This is a genomic window from Polaromonas sp. (genome assembly GCF_036676035.1).
Classification (GTDB): domain Bacteria; phylum Pseudomonadota; class Gammaproteobacteria; order Burkholderiales; family Burkholderiaceae_C; genus Polaromonas.
The window spans coordinates 25,248-45,397 of record NZ_JAKFDR010000029.1 but is presented as its reverse complement, the minus strand read 5'-3'; the positions used below and the strand labels follow the sequence as shown (position 1 = coordinate 45,397).

At 64.4% G+C, this 20,150-nt stretch carries 17 protein-coding genes; 14 read left to right on the top strand and 3 right to left on the bottom strand.

Annotated features, from left to right (window positions below):
- Nucleotides 1–192 precede the first annotated feature (192 nt).
- On the bottom strand, nt 193–1,149 hold the full coding sequence (locus V6M61_RS05515; RefSeq protein WP_332775565.1) for a LysR family transcriptional regulator: 957 nt from the start codon (nt 1,147–1,149) through the stop codon (nt 193–195).
- 107 nt (nt 1,150–1,256) lie between these two features.
- Here V6M61_RS05515 and V6M61_RS05510 point away from each other — a divergent pair, with 107 nt between their 5' ends.
- From V6M61_RS05510 to V6M61_RS05465, 10 genes are all read left to right on the top strand, one after another.
- A complete protein-coding gene (locus V6M61_RS05510) occupies nt 1,257–2,708 on the top strand; it encodes an aldehyde dehydrogenase family protein (RefSeq protein WP_332775564.1) in 1,452 nt (483 codons plus the stop codon).
- 50 nt (nt 2,709–2,758) lie between these two features.
- Complete coding sequence (locus tag V6M61_RS05505; RefSeq protein ID WP_332775563.1) at nt 2,759–3,724, top strand: ABC transporter substrate-binding protein; 966 nt, start codon at nt 2,759–2,761, stop codon at nt 3,722–3,724.
- Nucleotides 3,725–3,845: 121 nt separating this feature from the next.
- Complete coding sequence (chvE, locus tag V6M61_RS05500; protein WP_332775562.1) at nt 3,846–4,907, top strand: multiple monosaccharide ABC transporter substrate-binding protein; 1,062 nt, start codon at nt 3,846–3,848, stop codon at nt 4,905–4,907.
- A gap of 96 nt (nt 4,908–5,003) precedes the next feature.
- Complete coding sequence (gene mmsA, locus V6M61_RS05495) at nt 5,004–6,521, top strand: multiple monosaccharide ABC transporter ATP-binding protein (protein ID WP_332775569.1); 1,518 nt, start codon at nt 5,004–5,006, stop codon at nt 6,519–6,521.
- Nucleotide 6,522: 1 nt separating this feature from the next.
- Nucleotides 6,523–7,800 carry a multiple monosaccharide ABC transporter permease gene (gene mmsB, locus V6M61_RS05490; RefSeq protein ID WP_332775561.1) on the top strand — a complete coding sequence of 426 codons (1,278 nt, stop codon included), beginning with the start codon at nt 6,523–6,525 and terminating at the stop codon, nt 7,798–7,800.
- Between the two features lie 114 nt (nt 7,801–7,914).
- Nucleotides 7,915–9,438, top strand: coding sequence for a sugar ABC transporter ATP-binding protein (locus tag V6M61_RS05485; protein WP_332775560.1), 1,524 nt, complete (start codon nt 7,915–7,917; stop codon nt 9,436–9,438).
- Nucleotides 9,431–10,480, top strand: coding sequence for an ABC transporter permease (locus tag V6M61_RS05480; RefSeq protein ID WP_332775559.1), 1,050 nt, complete (start codon nt 9,431–9,433; stop codon nt 10,478–10,480). The genes V6M61_RS05485 and V6M61_RS05480 overlap by 8 nt, the downstream gene beginning before the upstream one ends.
- 8 nt (nt 10,481–10,488) lie before the next feature.
- Entirely contained in the window at nt 10,489–11,511 is a 1,023-nt protein-coding gene (gene yjfF, locus V6M61_RS05475) for a galactofuranose ABC transporter, permease protein YjfF (protein ID WP_332775568.1), read from the top strand.
- A 24-nt stretch (nt 11,512–11,535) separates the two neighbouring features.
- Nucleotides 11,536–13,272 (top strand): IlvD/Edd family dehydratase, encoded by a 1,737-nt coding sequence (locus V6M61_RS05470; RefSeq protein ID WP_332775558.1) that lies wholly within the window; start codon nt 11,536–11,538, stop codon nt 13,270–13,272.
- A gap of 36 nt (nt 13,273–13,308) precedes the next feature.
- Complete coding sequence (locus V6M61_RS05465) at nt 13,309–14,238, top strand: dihydrodipicolinate synthase family protein (RefSeq protein WP_332775557.1); 930 nt, start codon at nt 13,309–13,311, stop codon at nt 14,236–14,238.
- A gap of 280 nt (nt 14,239–14,518) precedes the next feature.
- Here the strand turns inward: V6M61_RS05465 and V6M61_RS05460 are convergent, their stop codons facing one another.
- Nucleotides 14,519–14,800 carry a LysR substrate-binding domain-containing protein gene (locus V6M61_RS05460; RefSeq protein WP_332775556.1) on the bottom strand — a complete coding sequence of 94 codons (282 nt, stop codon included), beginning with the start codon at nt 14,798–14,800 and terminating at the stop codon, nt 14,519–14,521.
- Nucleotides 14,801–14,935: 135 nt separating this feature from the next.
- Here V6M61_RS05460 and V6M61_RS05455 point away from each other — a divergent pair, with 135 nt between their 5' ends.
- Nucleotides 14,936–16,261 (top strand): MFS transporter, encoded by a 1,326-nt coding sequence (locus V6M61_RS05455; protein WP_332775555.1) that lies wholly within the window; start codon nt 14,936–14,938, stop codon nt 16,259–16,261.
- Here the strand turns inward: V6M61_RS05455 and V6M61_RS05450 are convergent.
- Nucleotides 16,238–17,152 (bottom strand): LysR family transcriptional regulator, encoded by a 915-nt coding sequence (locus V6M61_RS05450; RefSeq protein WP_332775554.1) that lies wholly within the window; start codon nt 17,150–17,152, stop codon nt 16,238–16,240. The two genes, V6M61_RS05455 and V6M61_RS05450, sit on opposite strands and share 24 nt — an antisense overlap.
- A 107-nt stretch (nt 17,153–17,259) precedes the next feature.
- On the opposite strand from V6M61_RS05450, the gene V6M61_RS05445 reads away from it, so the two are divergent.
- The 3 genes from V6M61_RS05445 to V6M61_RS05435 are packed head-to-tail and all read left to right on the top strand — an operon-like array spanning nt 17,260 to nt 20,027.
- The gene (locus V6M61_RS05445) at nt 17,260–18,648 is read left to right on the top strand and encodes an acyclic terpene utilization AtuA family protein (RefSeq protein ID WP_332775553.1); all 1,389 of its coding nucleotides are present in this window, start codon (nt 17,260–17,262) and stop codon (nt 18,646–18,648) included.
- Nucleotides 18,645–19,028: an AtuA-related protein gene (locus tag V6M61_RS05440; RefSeq protein WP_332775552.1), complete on the top strand. Its 384-nt coding sequence runs from the start codon at nt 18,645–18,647 to the stop codon at nt 19,026–19,028. The genes V6M61_RS05445 and V6M61_RS05440 overlap by 4 nt, the downstream gene beginning before the upstream one ends.
- 51 nt (nt 19,029–19,079) lie before the next feature.
- Complete coding sequence (locus V6M61_RS05435; RefSeq protein ID WP_332775567.1) at nt 19,080–20,027, top strand: Bug family tripartite tricarboxylate transporter substrate binding protein; 948 nt, start codon at nt 19,080–19,082, stop codon at nt 20,025–20,027.
- The last annotated feature ends 123 nt before the right edge of the window (nt 20,028–20,150 follow it).

The window sequence follows — 20,150 nt, the reverse complement described above, 5'->3', positions numbered from 1 at the left end:
CACGAAGTGACAAGCGTGGGGGCTAGACGGCCGCAGCGCCGGGCCGCCCCAAGCAAGGCCAGCCCCCTCGGGGGGCAGCGCAGTACACGAAGTGACAAGCGTGGGGGCTAGACGGCCGCAGCGCCGGGCCGCCCCAAGCAAGGCCAGCCCCCTCGGGGGGCAGCGCAGTACACGAAGTGACAAGCGTGGGGGCTAATCTTCCAGCTTGCGCCCATACAGGGTCAGGCTGGCGGCCTTCAGCGCCTTCATCATGACCTTGGCTGCCGGGGAGGGCAGCCGGTCGGTGCGCGTGATGATGCCAAAGGCGTCCATGTGGCAAGGCATGGCCAAGGGCAGCACCGAGACGATGCCGTGCGCCGCATAGTAGCGCGCCACGTCGGCCGCGAGCACGGCCAGCATGTCGCTTTGCTGCAGCATGCGCGTGATGAACAGCAGCGCCGCCGTCTCGATCACGTTGATCGGCGGCGCAAGCCCGTCCTCCTGGAACATCAGCTCGAAGCGGTGGCGCAGCACGCTGCCGGTGGGCGGCACAATCCAGCCGGCTGCAACCACGTCGCGCAAGGTCAGGCCGGTCATGCCCAGCAGCGGGTGGCCTGGCCGCGCCACGGCGCAGACCGGCTCCTCGGTCAGCGGCTCATAGCGCAGATTCGTCTTGTCATGCTCGGCGAACAGGCGCGCCACGAGGATATCGAGCTTGCCCTGTTCAAGCCGCTCCAGCAGCACCGGGCTGGTCTCGATGTCGAGCGAGATGCGCAAACTTGGATGTTCCTGCTTGACGATGGCCACCGCTGGCGGCAACAAGGCCAGCCCCGGCGACGTGATCGCGCCGATGCCAACCTGCCCGAAGTGGCCGGCCTTGAGCGCGGTGAGTTCGTCGTGCGCCTGGTTCAGGCTGGTGAGCGCCATCCGCGCATGGCGGATCATGGTCTCGCCATACCAGGTCGGACGCATGCCCCTTGGCAAGCGCTCGAACAGCGTCACCTCCAGCACGTCCTCCAGATCCTTGAGCAGCTTGGAGGCCGCCGGCTGGGTCATGTTGAGCACTTGGGCGGCCCGGTGAATGTTGCCCTCCTCAGCCAAGGCAACCAGCAGCAGCAATTGCCGGGTCTTGAGCCGTGCGCGTATGAACCAGTGGGTGTAAGTGCTCATCGGGTTTTCCAGAATGCCTGTATTGATATCTATTTTGTCAAAAAAACGATTGGATCGATACGAATTTTGTTTATAGACTGGCTACCCAACTGAACAAGAGGTATTCATTGAAACTCGGCGAGCTACAGCAACACGCCCGGCATTACATCAACGGCCGCTGGGAAACCGGCGTCACCACGGGCATCAGCGAGAACCCCTCTGACACCAGGGAAGTGGTCGCGGAATATGCGCGGGCGGACCGCAGCCAGGCCGAGCTCGCCATCCGGGCCGCGGCCGAAGCGCTACCGCACTGGAGCCACAGTGCGCCACAGCGCCGCGCCGATGTGCTCGACCAGATCGGCAGTGAACTGCTGGCACGCAAGGACGAGCTTGGCGCGCTGTTGGCGCGTGAAGAGGGCAAGACACTGCCTGAAGCGGTCGGTGAAGTCGCGCGTGCTGGCCAGATATTCAAGTTCTTTGCCGGGGAAGCGTTGCGCATTCCGGGCGAAACCATGGCCTCGGTCAGGCCAGGCGTGCAGGTGGATGTGACACGCGAACCCGTAGGCGTGGTGGGCTTGATCGCCCCATGGAATTTTCCGTTCGCGATCCCCGCCTGGAAGATCGCGCCGGCGCTGGCCTATGGCAACACCGTGGTGTTCAAGCCCGCTGAATCGGTACCCGCCTGCGGCTGGGCGTTGGCCGAGATCATCAGCCGCTCCACACTGCCCGCGGGCGTGTTCAATCTGGTCATGGGCAGCGGCCGTGAAGTGGGGCAGGCCTTCGTGGACAGTCCGCTGGTCAATGCGCTGAGTTTCACCGGCTCGGTGGCGACCGGCGAGCGCATTCTCCAGTCCGCCGCCGCACGCCGCGCCAAGGTGCAACTGGAAATGGGCGGCAAGAATCCCCTGGTGGTGCTGGCCGATGCCGATCTCGAGCAAGCGGTCGAGTGCGCGTTGCAGGGCTCTTATTTCTCGACCGGTCAGCGCTGCACCGCGTCGAGCCGCCTGATCGTTGAGGCACCGATGCACGATGCCTTCGTTGCGCGGCTGCGGCAGCGCCTGGCGGCACTCAAGGTCGGCCACGCGCTGGAGCGCGGCACCGAAATGGGGCCGGTGGCCGATCGTAGCCAGCTTGACCAGAATCAGGCCTACCTCGAAATCGCGCGCAACGAAGGGGCTGAGCACGTCTGGGGCGGTGAATTGCTGGAGCGCCCGACACCCGGGCACTACATGAGCCCGGCGCTTTTTCTGGCCCGGCCGGAGCACCGAATCGCGCGCGAAGAGGTGTTCGGGCCCATTGCCTGTGTATTGCGCGCCGATGACTATGAGCACGCGCTGGCCCTGGCCAATGACACGCCATTCGGCCTGTGCGCGGGCATTTGCACCACCTCGCTCAAGCACGCCATGCATTTCAAGCGCCATGCCGAGGTGGGCATGACCATGGTGAATCTGCCCACCGCAGGCGTCGACTTCCATGTGCCGTTTGGCGGGCGCAAGGGGTCGAGCTACGGCCCGCGCGAACAGGGCCGCTACGCCGCGGAGTTTTACACCACCGTCAAGACGGGTTACATGCTGGCCTGAGCCGCCAGCCCGCAACAGTTGCTTTTTTCCATTTCAACCAAGGAGACAACATGAAACTGAACCGTCGTACCCTCGCTGCCGCACTCGCCTGCGCGCCCCTTGCCGGCTTGCTCCCGGCCTCGGCACTGGCCCAGAAATCCATCGTGCTGGGCTTTAGCCAAGTGGGCGCCGAGAGTGAATGGCGTACCGCCAACACAGAGTCGATCAAGTCGTCCGCCAAGGAGGCCGGCATCGAACTCAAGTTTTCCGATGCGCAGCAGAAACAGGAGAACCAGATCAAGGCGATCCGCGCCTTCATCGCCCAAAAGGTGGACGTGATTGCGTTCTCGCCGGTGGTCGAGTCGGGCTGGGAAACCGTGCTGCGTGAGGCCAAGGCCGCCAAGATCCCGGTGGTCCTGACTGACCGCTCGGTCAATGTGAAGGACACCTCGCTCTATGTCTCCTTCATGGGCTCCGATTTCGTCGAGGAGGGCCGCAAGGCCGGCCGCTGGCTGGTCGAGAAGATGAAAGGCACCAGCGGCGCGGTCAATATCGTTGAACTGCAAGGCACGGTGGGCTCCGCGCCGGCCATCGACCGCAAAAAGGGCTTTGAGGAAATCATCAAGGCCGACCCCAAATTCAAGATCATCCGCTCGCAGACCGGTGACTTCACCCGCGCCAAGGGCAAGGAAGTGATGGAGGCCTTCCTCAAGGCCGAGGGCAAGAAGATCAACGTGCTGTACGCGCACAACGACGACATGGCCATCGGCGCGATCCAGGCCATCGAGGAAGCGGGCCTGAAGCCGGCCAAGGACATCACCATCATCTCGGTCGATGCCGTCAAGGGCGCCTTCGAGGCCATGATCGCCGGCAAGCTCAATGTCTCGGTGGAGTGCAGCCCCTTGCTTGGGCCTCAGTTGATGGCGGCCGTGAAGGACATCAAGGCCGGAAAACCGGTCCAAAAGCGCATCGTGACCGAGGAAGGCATCTTCCCGATGGAAGTGGCCGCCAAGGAATTTCCCAAGCGCAAGTATTAGCCCACCCCCGAAGCGCCTTCGGCGCCTCCCCCTCGAGGGGGCGCCACCAGCGGCCCGGCAAAGCCGGTTCCGCGGTGGCCCCGCATTGATCGGACACCATTTGAAACTGGAGACAAGAAACATGAAACGCACTCTTCTCAAGGCCGCACTGGCCACCTGCATCGCCTCCCTGTTCGGCCTGGCCCAGGCGCAAGACAAAGGCAGCATCGGCATTTCGATGCCGACCAAGTCCTCGGCCCGCTGGATCGCCGATGGCGACAACATGGTCAAGGTGCTCAAGGAGCGCGGCTACAAGACCGACCTGCAGTACGCCGACGACGATATTCCGAACCAGCTGGCCCAGATCGAGAACATGATCACCAAGGGCGTGAAAGTGCTGGTGATCGCCTCCATCGACGGCACCACCCTGTCCAAGGCGCTGCAAAATGCCGCCGACAAGGGCATCAAGGTCATCGCCTACGACCGCCTGATCAAGGCTTCGAAGAACGTGGATTACTACGCGACCTTTGACAACTTCCAGGTCGGCGTGCTGCAGGCCGGCTCCATCGTCGACAAGCTTGGCTTGAAACAAGGCAAGGGGCCGTTCAATATCGAGCTCTTCGGTGGCTCACCCGACGACAACAACGCCTTCTTTTTCTACGACGGCGCGATGAGCGTTCTCAAGCCCTACATCGACAGCGGCAAGCTGGTGGTGCGCAGCAAGCAGATGGGCATGGACAAGGTCGGCACACTGCGCTGGGACGGCGCGGTGGCCCAGGCCCGCATGGACAACCTGCTGTCGGCCTTTTACGGCAAGGACAAGATCCACGCGGTGCTGTCGCCGTATGACGGCCTGTCCATCGGCATCCTTTCCTCGCTCAAGGGCGTGGGCTATTGCGCGGCGCAGCAGCCCTGCCCGGTGGTGAGCGGCCAGGATGCGGAAGTGCCCTCGGTCAAGTCCATCCTGAAGGGCGAGCAGTACTCGACCGTCTTCAAGGACACGCGCGAACTGGCCAAGGTCACGGCCAACATGGTGGACGCCACGCTCTCTGGCAAGCAGCCCGAGATCAACGACACCAAAACCTACAACAACGGCGTGAAGGTGGTGCCGTCCTACCTGCTCAAGCCGGTGGCGGTGGATGCTTCGAACTGGAACAAGGTCCTGATCGGTAGCGGTTACTACAAGGAATCGCAGGTCAAGTAAGGCGGCAATGTGCCAAGCGGTCCTGCGCTGCAAGGCGCGGGACCGTTCTCAATCCGAAGTTCAAATCTGCTTTAACTGAAAAGGCCGGCGTTGGAAATGATCCTGGAGATGCACGACATCCGCAAGACCTTCCCTGGGGTGGTTGCGCTGAACAAGGTCAACCTGCGCGTGCGCGCCGGCGAGATCCATGCTGTCGTCGGTGAAAACGGCGCCGGCAAATCGACCTTGATGAAGGTTCTATCAGGGGTCTACCCGCATGGCTCCTACAGCGGCGAGATCGTCTACCAGGGACACGAACGCCAATTCGAGGGCATCCACGACAGCGAACAGCTGGGCATCATCATCATCCACCAGGAGCTGGCGCTGGTGCCGCTGTTGTCCATTGCGGAAAACATCTTCCTGGGCAACGAGACAGCGACGCACGGCGTGATCGACTGGATGGCCGCGCACAGCAAGACCCAGGCCTTGCTGAAAAAAGTGGGCCTCAAGGAGTCACCCGCCACGCTGATCACCGACATCGGCGTGGGCAAGCAGCAGCTGGTGGAAATTGCCAAGGCCTTGTCCAAGCAGGTCAAGCTGCTGATCCTGGACGAGCCCACGGCCAGCCTCAACGAGAACGACAGCCAGGCGCTGCTGGATTTGCTGCTGGAGCTTAAGGGCCATGGCATCACCTGCATCCTGATTTCGCACAAGCTCAACGAGATTTCGCGCGTGGCGGACTCCATCACCATCCTGCGTGACGGCTCCACCGTGGAGACGCTGGATTGCCGCGACCAGGCCATCAGCGAGGACCGCGTGATCCGCGGCATGGTGGGCCGCGAGATGGCCGACCGCTACCCCAAGCGCCAGCCGCGGATTGGCGACACCGTGTTTGAAGTGCGCGACTGGAGCGTCTACCACCCGCTGCATACCGAGCGGCAGTTCATCAAGGGCGTCAACCTGCAGGTGCGGCGCGGCGAGATCGTCGGCATTGCCGGGCTGATGGGCGCGGGGCGCACCGAGCTGGCGATGAGCGTTTTCGGCCGCTCCTGGGGCCGCCGCATCAGTGGCCAGGTGTTGCTGCATGGTCAGCCCATCGACGTGAGCACGGTGGAAAAGGCCGTTCGCCACGGCCTGGCCTACGTCACCGAAGACCGCAAGGGCAATGGGCTGGTGCTGAACGAAGACATCCAGTTCAACATGTCGCTGGCCAACCTGGAAGGCGTTTCAACGGCGGCCGTGATCGACGATGGCCGCGAATACCAGGTGGCGCAGAGTTACCGGGAGAAACTGCGCATCCGCTGCTCGGGTGTCGGCCAGAAGACCGTCAACCTGTCGGGCGGCAACCAGCAAAAAGTGGTGCTGAGCAAATGGCTCTTCATCAGCCCCGAGGTGCTCATCCTCGATGAGCCCACGCGGGGCATCGACGTGGGGGCCAAGTACGAGATCTACACCCTCATCGCCCAGCTGGCAGCCGAGGGGAAATGCGTGATCGTCATTTCCTCGGAGATGCCCGAGTTGCTGGGCATGTCGGACCGCATCTATGTGATGAATGAAGGCCGCTTCGTCGCCGAAATGCCGACGGCCGAGGCCTCGCAGGAAAAGATCATGCGCGCGATCATGAAAGTAAACTGAGATGAAAACTCCCCCCCGAAGCGCCTTCGGCGCCACCCCCTCAAGGGGGCGCCACCAGCAGCCCGGCGAAGCCGGTTCCGCGGTGGCCCCTGCCTCGGCGCAAGTTCCAACGCCCGATGACAAGTCGCCACTCGACTACCTGAAGCACAACTTCCGCGAGTACGGCATGCTGATCACGCTGGTGGCGATCATGGCCTTCTTCCAGGTCATGACCGAGGGCACGCTGATGCAGCCGCTCAACCTCACCAATCTCGTGCTGCAAAACAGCTACATCATCATCATGGCGCTGGGCATGCTGCTGGTGATTGTGGCCGGGCACATCGACCTGTCGGTGGGCTCGGTGTGCGGTTTCATCGGCGCGCTGGCGGCGGTGCTGATGGTGAATTACGACTGGCATTTCGTGCCCGCCTCGCTGGTGTGCCTGGCGGTGGGCGGACTCATCGGCGCCGCGCAGGGTTATTTCGTCGCCTTCTTCCGCATCCCGTCTTTCATCGTCACGCTGGCGGGCATGCTGGTGTTCAAGGGGCTGGCGCTGGCGCTGCTGCAGGGCCAGTCGGTGGGGCCGTTCCCGGAGTCCTTCCAGAAGTTGAGCTCCGGCTTCATGCCGGACCTGTTGAGCACCGAGGGCTTGCGCCTGACCTCCTTGCTGCTGGGCGTGGCGGTGGCGGCGGTGCTGGCGGTGGCGGGCCTGCGCGCGCGGGCCAACCAGCTCAAGCACGGCATTGATGCCGAGCCCGCCGGCTTCTTCTTTGCCAAGACGGCGGTGTTTGCCGCGCTGCTCATTTACTTCAGCTACCTGCTGGCTTCATACAAGGGCCTGCCCAACGTGCTGATCGTGATGGCGCTGCTCATTTTTCTGTTCGACTTCGTCACCAGCCGCACCACCATAGGCCGGCGTGTCTATGCCTTGGGCGGCAACGAGAAGGCCGCCAAGCTCTCGGGCATCAAGACCGAGCGCCTGTCCTTCTACACCTTCGTCAACATGGGCGTGCTGGCGGCGTTGGCGGGCCTGGTGTTCGCCGCGCGCCTGAACACCGCCACACCCAAGGCTGGCCTGGGTTTCGAGCTGGACGTGATCGCGGCCTGCTTCATCGGCGGGGCCTCGGCCTCGGGCGGTGTGGGCAAGGTCATGGGTGCGGTGATAGGCGCCTTTGTGATGGGGGTGATGAACAACGGCATGTCCATCCTGGGCGTTGGCATCGACTACCAGCAGGTCATCAAGGGCGTGGTGTTGCTGGCCGCGGTGTTTGTCGATGTCTACAACAAAAACAAGGCATGAGCCGCCCGGCCGTTCCGAAGGCGAATACCGCAGCGCATGGCGCGGAGGTTGCTCTATGAGCCGCCCGGCCGCTCCGAAGGCGAATGCCGCAGCGCATAGCGCGGAGCTTGCTCCATGAGTCAAACCGGTGCCCGGCCCGTGCTCGAACTCACGGGCATCCACAAACAGTTTGCCGGCATCCCGGCACTGCGTGACGTGCAACTGCGCCTGTACCCGGGCGAAATACACGCGCTGATGGGGCAGAACGGCGCGGGCAAGTCCACCCTGATCAAGGTGCTCACCGGCGTGCTTGAAGCCAGCGGCGGGCAGATGCGGCTTGCCGGCAAGCCGGTGCGGCCCGACTCGCCCCTGGCCGCCCAACGCCTGGGCATCAGCACGGTCTACCAGGAGGTGAATCTTTGCCCCAATCTCTCGGTGGCGGAGAACATCTTTGCGGGCCGTTACCCGCGTTGCGGCATCGCGCAGGGATGCCGCATCGACTGGACCGCGGTGAACCGCCGCGCGCGCGCGCTGGTGGCGCGCATGGGTCTGGACATTGACGTCACGCGCTTGCTGGCCAGTTATCCGGTCGCCGTGCAGCAGCTGGTGGCGATAGCGCGCGCCATCAGCATCGAATCGAAAGTGCTGATCCTCGACGAGCCCACTTCCAGCCTGGACGACGACGAAGTACAAAAGCTCTTTGAGGTGTTGCGCCGTCTGCGCGACGACGGCCTGGCCATCGTTTTCGTCACCCACTTTCTCAACCAGGTGTATGCGGTGTCGGACCGCATCACGGTGCTGCGCAACGGCAGCTGGGTGGGCGAGTGGCCCGCCAGCGAGTTGGGCCCCCAGGCCTTGATCGCCGCCATGCTGGGCCGGGAACTGGCGGCGCAGTCCGCAAGCGCGGCGGTGTCTCCTGTGTTTGATGAAGAAGCACCGGCACTGCTGCAAGCCGAGGGCCTGGGCCAGAGCGGCCAGTTGCAGCCGGTGGACCTGCGCGTGCGTGCCGGCGAGGTGGTGGGTCTGGCCGGGCTGCTCGGTGCGGGGCGCACAGAGCTGGCACGGCTGCTGTTTGGCCTTGAAGCGCCGGATCGCGGCGTGCTCAGGATCGATGGCCAGACGGTGACGTTTTCCAACCCCGCCGATGCCATCCGGCACGGCCTGGCGTTGTGCCCGGAGGAGCGCAAGACCGATGGCATCGTAGCCGAGCTGTCGGTGCGGGAAAACATCGCGCTCGCGCTGCAGGCCCGCATGGGCGTTCGCCGCTTTTTGTCGCGGGCCGAGCAGACCGCGCTGGCCGAGCGCTTTGTGCAGGCGCTGGGCATCAAGACCGCGAGCGTGGACACGCCCATCGGTCTGCTGTCGGGCGGCAACCAGCAAAAGGCCATGATCGCGCGCTGGCTCGCGACCGAGCCGCGCCTGCTGATCCTGGACGAACCCACACGCGGGATCGACGTGGCCGCCAAGCAGGAAATCATGGAGCAGATCCTGCGCCTGGCGCAGGCGGGCATGGCCGTGGTTTTCATCTCTTCCGAAATGAGCGAAGTGGTGCGCGTGGCGCACCGCATCGTGGTGCTGCGCGACCGCCGAAAAGTGGGCGAACTGCCTGCGGGCAGCAGTGAAGACGCCGTGTATGAACTGATCGCTGAACATGTCTGACGCTTCTTCATCCTTCCTGACGGCGGCGCTGCGGCATCGCCTCGCCTGGCCGTTGCTGACGCTGGCATTGTTGCTGGCCGTGAACACGGCGTTCAACGCGAGTTTTCTGCACCTCGAATGGCGCGACGGCCATCTGTATGGCAGCCTGATCGACATCCTCAACCGCGCGGCGCCGCTGGTGCTGGTGTCGCTGGGCATGACGCTGGTGATCGCCACGCGCGGCATCGACATTTCTGTGGGGGCCGTGGTGGCGATCGCGGCAGCGCTGGTCGCCTGGATGATCGGCGGGTCGGTGTCGGGAAGCGTGAGCCGCTTCCCGATGCCGCTGGCGATTCTGGCGGCGCTGGGCATGGCGCTCGCGTGCGGACTGTGGAATGGACTGCTGGTGGCCAAGGTCGGCATGCAGCCGATCATCGCCACGCTGATCCTCATGGTGGCCGGCCGCGGCATCGCGCAGCTGATCACCGGCGGACAGATCATCACCATCTACTACGCACCCTTCTTCTTTCTGGGCGGCGGCTACTTGCTCGGCCTGCCCTTCTCGCTTTTCATCGTGGCCGTGGTGTTCGCCGTGCTGTACCTGGCCGTGACACGCACAGCCCTGGGGCTGTTCATCCAGGCGGTAGGCATCAACCCGACGGCGGCACGTGTGGCCGGCATACAGGCGCGACGACTGATCGTTGCCGCCTATGCCTTTTGCGGTTTGTGCGCGGGCATTGCGGGCCTGCTGATCAGCTCCAACGTCAAAAGCGCCGACGGCAACAACGCGGGCCAGTTGCTCGAACTCGACGCCATCCTGGCCGTGACGCTGGGCGGCACGGCACTCACGGGTGGGCGCTTCAGCCTGGTGGGCAGCGTGATCGGCGCCTTGATCATCCAGACCCTGACCTACGCGATCTACTCGCTGGGCGTGCCGCCCGAGATCAACCTGGTGGTCAAGGCGGTGGTGGTGTTTGCCGTGATGCTGCTGCAGTCGCCCGAGTTCCGGGCCACCGTGGGCATGTGGGTGCGGCGGCCGGTAGCGCGGGAGCTGCGGTCATGAGTGAAACGATGTTGGAGCGACTCGATGCCGGGGTGCAAAGCGGGCAAGGCGCGGCGCCGCTGCGTTTGCGCTTCAATCCCAAGTACCTGCCGCTGGCGGCAACCATCTCGCTTTTCGTGGCCATGGCAACGATGGGCTCGGTGCGCTACACCGGTTTTTTCTCGGCGCAGGTGTTTCTCAACCTGCTGATCGACAACGCCTTTCTGATCGTCGCCGCCGTGGGCATGACCTTTGTCATCCTGTCGGGCGGCATTGACCTGTCAGTCGGTTCGGTGGTGGCGCTCACCACCATGGTGTCGGCGTCGCTGCTGGAGCACCATGGCTGGAGCCCGGCGGTGGTGATTCCGCTGGTGTTGCTCATGGGCACGGCCTTTGGCGCGCTCATGGGTTTTCTGATCGAACGCTTCCGGCTGCAGCCCTTCATCGTGACGCTGGCGGGCATGTTCCTCGCGCGCGGCCTGTGCTATTTGATCAGCATTGACTCCATCAGCATCACCAACGAGTTTTATTCAGAAGTGTCGCAGCTGCGTATTCCCCAGTGGGAAGGCGCGTCTCTTTCCATCAGCGCGCTGATTGCCACGGGGGTGCTGCTCGCGGCGGTGTTCATCGCGCACTGCACATCCTTTGGCCGCGCGGTGTACGCCATTGGCGGCAGCGAACAGTCGGCGCTGTTGATGGGCCTGCCGGTGCGCGCCACGCTGGTGGGGGTGTATACGCTCTCGGGCTTTTGCTCGGCGCTGGCCGGCGTGATTTTCACCTTCTACATGCTCTCGGGTTACGGCTTGCACGCCACGGGGCTGGAACTCGACGCCATCGCCGCCGTGGTGATTGGCGGCACGCTGCTCACCGGCGGCGTGGGCTATGTGGCCGGCACGCTGTTCGGGGTGCTGATGCTCGGGATCATCCAGACGCTGATCGCCTTTGACGGCTCCCTGAGTTCCTGGTGGACGCGCATCGTCGTCGGTGTGCTGTTGTTTACCTTTTGCCTGCTGCAGCGCCTGTTGACAAACCGCACACCCAAACCCTCCTGAAATTTTATTGACCAGACCTCACCCATGACAAACACCACGCGAAAATTACGCTCCACCGAATGGTTTGGCTCGGCCGACAAAAACGGCTTCATGTACCGCAGCTGGATGAAAAACCAGGGCATCCCCGATCATGAGTTCGATGGCCGCCCCATCGTCGGCATCTGCAACACCTGGTCGGAGCTCACGCCCTGCAACGCCCACTTTCGCAAGATCGCCGAGCATGTGAAACGCGGCATTTCGGAGGCCGGCGGCTTTCCGGTCGAGTTCCCGGTGTTCTCCAACGGCGAATCCAACCTGCGCCCCACCGCCATGCTCACACGCAACCTCGCCAGCATGGACGTGGAAGAAGCGATTCGCGGCAACCCCATCGACGCCGTGGTGCTGCTCACGGGTTGCGACAAGACCACACCGGCCTTGCTGATGGGCGCGGCGAGCTGCGACATCCCGGCCATCGTGGTGACCGGGGGGCCCATGCTCAACGGCAAGCTCGAAGGAAAAAATATCGGCTCGGGCACGGCCGTGTGGCAGCTGCACGAATCGCTGAAAGCGGGCGAAATCCAGTTGCACCAGTTCCTGGCAGCCGAGGGTGGCATGTCGCGCTCGGCCGGCACCTGCAACACCATGGGCACGGCCTCCACCATGGCCTGCATGGCCGAGGCACTGGGTACCTCGCTGCCGCACAACGCGGCTATTCCCGCGGTGGATGCGCGTCGCTATGTACTGGCGCAGATGTCGGGTGCGCGGGCTGTCGAGATGGCACGCGAGGGCCTGACGCTGTCGAAAATCCTCACCCGCGAGGCCTTCGAAAATGCGATCCGCGTCAACGCGGCCATTGGGGGCTCCACCAACGCGGTGATTCACCTCAAGGCCATTGCGGGCCGCATGGGCGTCCAACTGGACCTGGAGGACTGGACCCGCATTGGCCGCAACACGCCCACCATCGTCGACTTGCAGCCCTCCGGCCGCTTCTTGATGGAAGAGTTCTACTACGCCGGTGGCCTGCCCGCCGTGTTGCGCCGTCTGGGCGAAAACGGCCTGCTGCCACACCCCAACGCACTCACTGTCAATGGCCGTTCGATGTGGGACAACGTGCGTGAAGCCCCGCAGTACAACGACGAGGTGATCCGCCCACTCGACAACCCGCTGATCGCCGACGGCGGCATCTGCATCCTGCGCGGCAACCTGGCGCCGCGCGGCGCCGTGCTCAAGCCCTCCGCGGCGTCGCCAGAGCTGCTCAAGCACCGCGGCCGTGCGGTCGTGTTCGAGAACCTGGAACACTACAAGGAGCGCATCGTCGATGAAGACCTCGACATCGATGCCAGCTGCGTGATGGTCATGAAAAACTGTGGCCCCAAGGGCTACCCCGGGATGGCCGAAGTCGGCAACATGGGCCTGCCGCCCAAGCTGCTGCGCCAGGGGGTCAAGGACATGGTGCGCATCTCCGACGCGCGCATGAGTGGCACGGCCTACGGCACCGTGGTGCTGCATGTGGCGCCCGAGGCTGCTGCGGGCGGGCCGCTGGCGGCCGTGCGCGATGGCGACTGGATCGAACTCGACTGCGAACAGGGCCGCTTGCACCTGGACATCAGCGAGACCGAACTGACCGAGCGGCTGGCCGTCTTGAATGGCAGCGCGACGGCGGGCGGGCGCGGTGGCTACCAGCGTCTCTATGTCGACCACGTGCTGCAGGCCGATGAGGGCTGCGACTTCGACTTCCTCGTCGGCTGCCGTGGTTCCGAGGTGCCGCGCCACTCCCATTGATTCCTGAGCCCCTTAAGTTTTACTGCCCAAGCAACCATGACCACACCACGCCAGCCGCGCTACCGCGGCATCTTTCCCGTCGCTCCCACCACCTTCACCGAAGCGGGCGAGCTTGATCTGGAAAGCCAGAAGCGCTGCATCGACTTCATGATTGACGCCGGCTCCGACGGCATCTGCATCCTGGCCAACTTCTCCGAGCAGTTCGTACTCTCGGACGAGGAGCGCGAAACCCTCACCCGCACCCTCCTCGAACACGTGGCCGGCCGGGTTCCCGTGATCGTCACCACCACCCACTTCAGCACCAAGGTCTGCGCCGAGCGCAGCCGCCGCGCACAAGACATGGGCGCGGCCATGCTGATGGTCATGCCGCCCTACCACGGCGCCACCTTCCGCGTGAGCGAGCCGCAGATCCACGAGTTTTATGCGCGGCTGTCGGATGCGGTGGACATCCCCATCATGATCCAGGACGCACCCGCCAGCGGCACCGTGCTCTCGGCCGCTTTTCTTGCCCGCATGGCCCGCGAGATCGAACACGTTGCCTATTTCAAGATCGAGACAGCCGGTGCCGCGTCCAAACTGCGCGAGTTGATCCGCCTGGGCGGCGATGCCGTGGAAGGGCCGTGGGACGGCGAAGAAGCCATTACCCTGATGCCCGACCTCGATGCCGGCGCGACCGGCTCCATGACCGGCGGCGCCTACCCCGACGGCATCCGCCCCATCATCGAGGCGCACGCTCAAGGCGACCGCGACAAGGCCTTTGCCCTCTACCAGCAGTGGCTGCCGCTGATCAACTACGAAAACCGTCAGGCTGGCCTGCTGGCCGCCAAGGCGCTGATGAAGGAAGGCGGCGTGATCGCCTGCGAGGCCCCGCGCCATCCGCTGCCGGCGATGCACCCGGACACCCGCGCGGGCCTGATCGAGACCGCACGGCGGCTCGATCCGCTGGTGCTGCGCTGGGCGCGATAGGCAGCGCCATCGGGTGCTTGGGTAGTACTTTTTTTGGCCCGGATTTATGAGCTGTTTTAGCCTGTGGCCCAATTATTGAGACTTCCATAAATCATGACAGTCAACTGACTACCGTTCGCCCTGAGCTTGGTCGTTGGGCTTCGACAGGCTCAGCCTGAACGGTGTGGTGTCATGAATTACGAAAACATCAATAACTTGAGCGCAAGTAGCTATTGAATTAATAGCGGCTTTGGCAAGGTCTTTGGATCGGTCGCCAAGCAGTCACAGGGTAATGAAAAGATCAGTCCTTCATCCGAAAAACAATCAAATCATGCAAAGCCTGTGCGGCAACTGACAAGCTGCCCTCCTGCCTGAGCACCATATAGATCTTCCGTGTCAGATTCGCAATCGCCAAAGGTCGGATCACCAAACTCTTGCGTTCAAAGTGAAACAGTGTGAGCGCGGGCCCCACGCTGGTGCCCAGGCTTGCCTCGACCATGCCCGTGACGATCGTCAACTGATCGACCTCCAGCAGCGTGTTGGTCTGCGGCGGATGCAGCGCTGCATCAAGTACCTGGCGCACGTTGCTGTTGCAAGGACGTGGTGAACCTGATGGCGCGGCATTTCGACGGCTCCGAGCTCGGCGGCGGCCGGCGATCGCGCCATCTGCACTGACATGCCCGTAGGCTATGCTTAGCGCCACTTCAGGAGCTGAACCATGGTCCTCTTTTCCCAGGATGCCCTCAACCCCGGCGTGCGCAAGCGCGAGGTGTTTGGCTGGGCCATGTACGACTTTGCGAACTCGGGCTACACCACGGTCGTGATCACGGCCGTGTTTGCCGCCTATTTCGTGGGCGGCATTGCGCAGAAGGCCGAGTGGGCCACCTTTGCCTGGACGGCGGCGCTCAGCGTGTCCTACGCGATTGTCATGCTCACCATGCCGAGCATCGGTGCCTATGCCGACTTGCGCGCGGCCAAGAAACGGCTGCTGATGCTGACGACAGTGGGTTGTGTGGTGACCACCGCAGCGCTCGCGCTCGCAGGGCCTAGCAGCGTAGTGTTCGCAATGTTGTTGATCATCCTGTCGAACACTTTTTTTTCGTACGGCGAATCGCTCACCGCCGCCTTCCTGCCGGAGCTGGCCAGGGCTGAGGCCCTGGGCAAGGTCAGCGGCTGGGGCTGGAGTTTTGGTTACTTCGGCGGCATGCTGGCGCTGGGGCTGTGCCTGGGCTATGTGATTTGGGCCCAAAGCCAGGGCATCCAGGCCGACCAGTTCGTGCCCGTCACCATGCTGATCACGGCGGTGATTTACGGCCTGGCATCGCTGGTCACGTTCCGCCTGCTCAATGAACGGGCCCAGCCCAACCCGGCTGCCTTGCGTCAGAGCGGCATGAGGGCTTCGCTTGCCCAGTTGCAGCAGACTTTTCATCAGGCCAGGCGTTACCAGGACTTCATGTGGCTGCTGGCCTGCGCCGTGTTTTACCAGGGGGGCGTGGCCGTGGCCATCGCGCTGGCTGCCATTTACGCCGAACAGGTGATCGGCTTCCAGCCGCAGGAAACCATGGTGTTGATCTTCGTGCTCAACCTTGCGGCCGCCGGCGGCGCGTTCGCCTTTGGCTATTTCCAGGACCGCATCGGCCACAAGCCTGCGCTGGCCATCACGCTGGTGGGCTGGATCGCCACTTGCGTGATCGCTGCCGTCACCACGACCAAGGGCGGTTTCTGGTACGCCGCCGCGATCGCGGGCCTGTGCATGGGCTCCAGCCAGTCGGCCGGTCGCGCCATGGCCGGCATGTTCTCGCCCAAAAGGCAACTGGCGGAGTTTTACGGCCTGTGGACCTTCGCGATACGGCTGGCCAGCATCATCGGGCCGCTAAGCTACGGCGCCATCACCTGGATGACGGGCGGTAACCAGCGCACGGCCATCCTGTCGACGGCCGTGCTGTTTGCCGTGGGATTGCTGCTGCTGATTCCGGTGAATATGCAACGCGGGCGTGAGTCGGCGCTGCGGGTTGATGCCTCAGTCGAGCTTCAACGTCCCTAGCCGCGCCAGGATCAGGTCGTGCAAGGTCTGCGCCGCCACCGACAGGCTCCCTTCGCGCCGTTGCACCAGGTAGACCGTGCGCGTCAGTGCCGGCAGTGCTAGCGGCCGCGTCACCAGGGTCTCGCGGCGGAAATGAAACAGCGCAAGCGCCGGCACCACGCTGATGCCCAGCCCCGCCTCGACCAAGCCCATCACGGTGGCCAGATGCTCCACCTCGAACACCGCATTGAGCCGCAGCGGATACAGCGCCACGTCGAGCGCTTGCCGCACGCTGCTGTTGCGGGCCATCTGGATGAAAGGCCACGGCCCAATCTTCTTGGCCGTGAGGCGCGGCTCGCTTGCCAGCGGATGGTCGGCGCGGCAGACCAGGTGAAAGCAGTCGCGGCAGAGCTTGCGGCTGCGCAGGTCGCTCGCGGCCGCACCATCCGCGCCCGAGGCGGCCAGCGCGAAGTCGGCCTGGCCGCTGCGCACGAGGGCGATGCACGCGTCTGACAGCGCGTCGTTCAGGTCGACCGTGATGCCCGGCCACTGCTGCATGAATTCCGCGAACACGGCGGGCAGCCAGCCGGCCGCGAGCGAGGGCAGGGCGGCGACGCGCACGCGGCCCTTGCGCCGCTCGACATGGGCGGCCAGGTCTTCCACCGCGCCGCCCATGTCACTCAGCAGGCGGCGCGCCGGGCCCTCGAACAGCCGGCCTTCGGGCGTGAGTTGAACGCTGCGCGTGTCGCGGTCGAACAGGCGGGTGCCCAGCGCATCCTCGAGCGTGCGGATCAATGCACTGAAGGCGGGCTGCGACAGATGGCAGGCTTGCGCCGCCCGCGTGAAGTTGCGCTGGTCGGCCAGCGCCAGGAAGGCACGCAGTTGCCGCGTGGAGAGATCGGGGGGCTTCAATGGTTTATTTGCAATGCAGATGAATCGATCTGGATTTTCGATTTTACAAATGAAGCTGCTCGACCTACAGTGCGACCCATGCCCATAGACAAAGAGACAAGCAAGCGATGAATACCATGGCTCACCCTGCGCTCCTGGTCGGCTGCGCCGCCGGCTTTTCCGGCGACCGGACCGATGCCGCCGGGCCGGTGGTTGATACGCTGATCGCCCGGCTCCAGCATGGCCCTGCCGGCCAGCGCGCCTTCCTGATCTTCGAAGCACTGGCCGAGCGCACGCTTGCGCTCGCGCAACTGCGCCGCCGCGCCAACCCGCAGGCCGGCTACGAGCCGCTGCTGGACGACATGCTGCGACCGGTGCTGGCGCGCTGCCTGCAGCATGGCATCCGCATCGTCGGCAACTTTGGCGCGGCCAACCCGCAGGCGGCGGCGCGGCATATTCGCCGCATGGCCCAGGAGCTGGGCCTGCCCGCGCCGCGCATTGCCGTGGTGGGCGGTGATGATTTGTCGGGCGCGCCGCATCGCCCGCTGCTGCGCGAGCAACTGGGCGCGGCGATTGACCACATCCAGATGGTCAGCGCCAACGCCTACATCGGCGCCGAAGCGATTGACGCCGCGCTGGCCGCCGGCGCGCAGATGGTGGTGGCCGGGCGCGTGGCCGACCCGTCGCTGACCGTCGGGCCGGCGATGTCGCATTTCGGCTGGCGTGCGGACGATTGGGACCGCATTGCGCGCGCCACCATGGCCGGGCATTTGCTCGAATGCGGCGCGCAGGTCTGCGGCGGCTACTTTGCCGACCCCGGCTACAAGGAGGTGCCACAGCTGCACGCCGTGGGCTACCCGATTGCAGAAATCAGCAGCAACGGCGATTGCGTCATCGGCAAGGCGCAGCACACCGGCGGGCTGGTCAGCCTGGCCAGCGTCAAGGAGCAACTGCTGTACGAGGTGCATGACCCGGCCGCCTACCTGACGCCCGACGTGGTGGCCGACATCAGCGCCGCGCAGATTGAGTTGCTGGCGCCGAACCGCGTGGCCTTGACGGGTGTGCGCGGCCACGCACGGCCGGCCAGCCTGAAGGTCAATGTCTGCCATGAGGGTGGCTGGCTGGCCGAGGGTGAAATTTCCTATGCCGGCCCGCGGGCCGAGGCACGCGCCCGCCTGGCGGCCGATGTGCTGCGCCAACGCCTACCCGGTTTGAGCCTGCGCGTGGATTTGATAGGCGCGCTGAGCATCATGGGCGACGATGCCGGCAGCCTGCTGGAGGCGACACCCGCCGGCGCTGCGCGGGACGTGCGCCTGCGCGTGGCTGCTACTCATGCAGAGCGGGCTCAGGCTGAACGCCTGCTGAGCGAAGTGACGGCGCTGTACTGCTGCGGCCCGGCCGGCGGCGGCGGTGTGCGTACCGCCCTGACACCGCGGCTCAACACCCTGTCGGGGTTTGTGCCGCGCGAAGCGGTGCCTGTGTATTTTGAAATGCTGGACAGCTTGGAGGTTTCATGAGCAGCGCCGTGACTTCAACCTTCACTGTCCCGCTGTACCGGGCCGCCCACGGGCGCACCGGCGACAAAGGCGACCGCTCCAATATCAGCGTGATCGCCTGGCACCCCGACCTTTACCCCGTGCTGTTGGCGCAAGTGACCGAAGCGGTGGTGGCGCGCCACTTTGCGCACCGCCGGCCCAGCCGCGTGCAGCGTTTTGAACTGCCCTTGCTGGCTGCGCTGAACTTTGTGCTCGACGACGTGCTCGATGGCGGCGTCAACGACGCGCTCAACCTGGACACCCACGGCAAGGCGCTGTCGTTCTGGCTGCTGGATTTGCCCATTGAGGTTCCCGTTTCGCTGGCAGCCTTGCTGGCCGGGCCGGCCCCCACTGATTTTTAACTAGAAGGAGACAACATGAACCCCTTAATGACTACCCGCATCCGTCCTGTGATGCTGGCCGTGGCCAGCCTATGCGTCTTGGCGCCCGGGCTCGTGCAGGCGCAAGGCTTTCCCGACAAACCCATCACCTTCGTTGTGCCCTTTGCCGCCGGCAGCGCCACCGACCAGCTGGCGCGCGCCATCGGTCAGGCCGTGAGCAACGACAGCAAAGTCAGCGTGGTGGTGGACAACAAGCCCGGCGCCAACAGTTTCATCGGCGCGCAGGCGGCGGCCAAGGCCAAGCCGGACGGCTACACCGTCTTCATCACCACCAACACCACGCAGGCCGCCAATGAGCACCTGTTCAAAAAGCTGCCTTACGACCCGGTCAAGGACTTCACGCCGCTGACCGCACTGGGCCGCGGCGGCCAGATCATGGTCGTCCACCCCACGCTGCCGGTGACCAACGTCAGCGAGTTCATTGCGCTGGCCAAAGCAAAACCGGGCCAGCTGTCCTTTGGCAGCGGCAGCTCGTCCAGCCGCGTGGCGGGCGAGCTGTTCAAGCAGATGACGGGCACTTACATCCTGAACATCCCCTACAAGAGCAACCCGCCCGCCGTGACCGACCTGCTGGGCGGCCAGATCGACATGATGATCACCGACATGGCCACCGGCCTGCCGCAGGTCAAGGCCGGCAAACTCAAGGCGCTGGGGGTCTCAACCCGGCAGCGCTCGCCGCTGGCGCCCGAGCTGCCGACCATCGCCGAGGCCGGCGTGACGGGCTATGAAATGACCTACTGGTTTGCCGCCTACGCGCCGGCCGGCACCCCCGCCGATGTGACGGCCAAACTGAGCGACATGCTGGTCAAAGCCGCCCGCAGCAGCTCGGCAGCGCCCTTCTACCAGGCCAGCGGCACGGAGATTTTCACCAGCAGTCAGGAGGAGCTGCGCAAGTTCCAGGCGGCCGAGACGGTGAAATGGGGCAAGATCATTAAAGGTGCGGGCATTGCACCTGAGTGATGGATTTGCCTTGTTTTACCCAGCAGTCCGAAAGCGGTGCGACATACTTTGTCATCCTGAGCCCTTAGCCCGCGCTCAGGACAGGCTCCGCGAAGGATCCCGGTATGCTGGCAAGATTCTTCG

Coding starts and splice junctions, on each gene's coding strand:
- V6M61_RS05515 (WP_332775565.1), bottom strand. CDS start 1,149: ATGAGCACTTACACCCACTGGTTCATACGCGCACGGCTCAAGACCCGG.
- V6M61_RS05505 (WP_332775563.1), top strand. CDS start 2,759: ATGAAACTGAACCGTCGTACCCTCGCTGCCGCACTCGCCTGCGCGCCC.
- chvE (WP_332775562.1), top strand. CDS start 3,846: ATGAAACGCACTCTTCTCAAGGCCGCACTGGCCACCTGCATCGCCTCC.
- mmsA (WP_332775569.1), top strand. CDS start 5,004: ATGATCCTGGAGATGCACGACATCCGCAAGACCTTCCCTGGGGTGGTT.
- mmsB (WP_332775561.1), top strand. CDS start 6,523: ATGAAAACTCCCCCCCGAAGCGCCTTCGGCGCCACCCCCTCAAGGGGG.
- V6M61_RS05485 (WP_332775560.1), top strand. CDS start 7,915: ATGAGTCAAACCGGTGCCCGGCCCGTGCTCGAACTCACGGGCATCCAC.
- V6M61_RS05480 (WP_332775559.1), top strand. CDS start 9,431: ATGTCTGACGCTTCTTCATCCTTCCTGACGGCGGCGCTGCGGCATCGC.
- yjfF (WP_332775568.1), top strand. CDS start 10,489: ATGTTGGAGCGACTCGATGCCGGGGTGCAAAGCGGGCAAGGCGCGGCG.
- V6M61_RS05470 (WP_332775558.1), top strand. CDS start 11,536: ATGACAAACACCACGCGAAAATTACGCTCCACCGAATGGTTTGGCTCG.
- V6M61_RS05465 (WP_332775557.1), top strand. CDS start 13,309: ATGACCACACCACGCCAGCCGCGCTACCGCGGCATCTTTCCCGTCGCT.
- V6M61_RS05455 (WP_332775555.1), top strand. CDS start 14,936: ATGGTCCTCTTTTCCCAGGATGCCCTCAACCCCGGCGTGCGCAAGCGC.
- V6M61_RS05445 (WP_332775553.1), top strand. CDS start 17,260: ATGAATACCATGGCTCACCCTGCGCTCCTGGTCGGCTGCGCCGCCGGC.
- V6M61_RS05440 (WP_332775552.1), top strand. CDS start 18,645: ATGAGCAGCGCCGTGACTTCAACCTTCACTGTCCCGCTGTACCGGGCC.
- V6M61_RS05435 (WP_332775567.1), top strand. CDS start 19,080: ATGCTGGCCGTGGCCAGCCTATGCGTCTTGGCGCCCGGGCTCGTGCAG.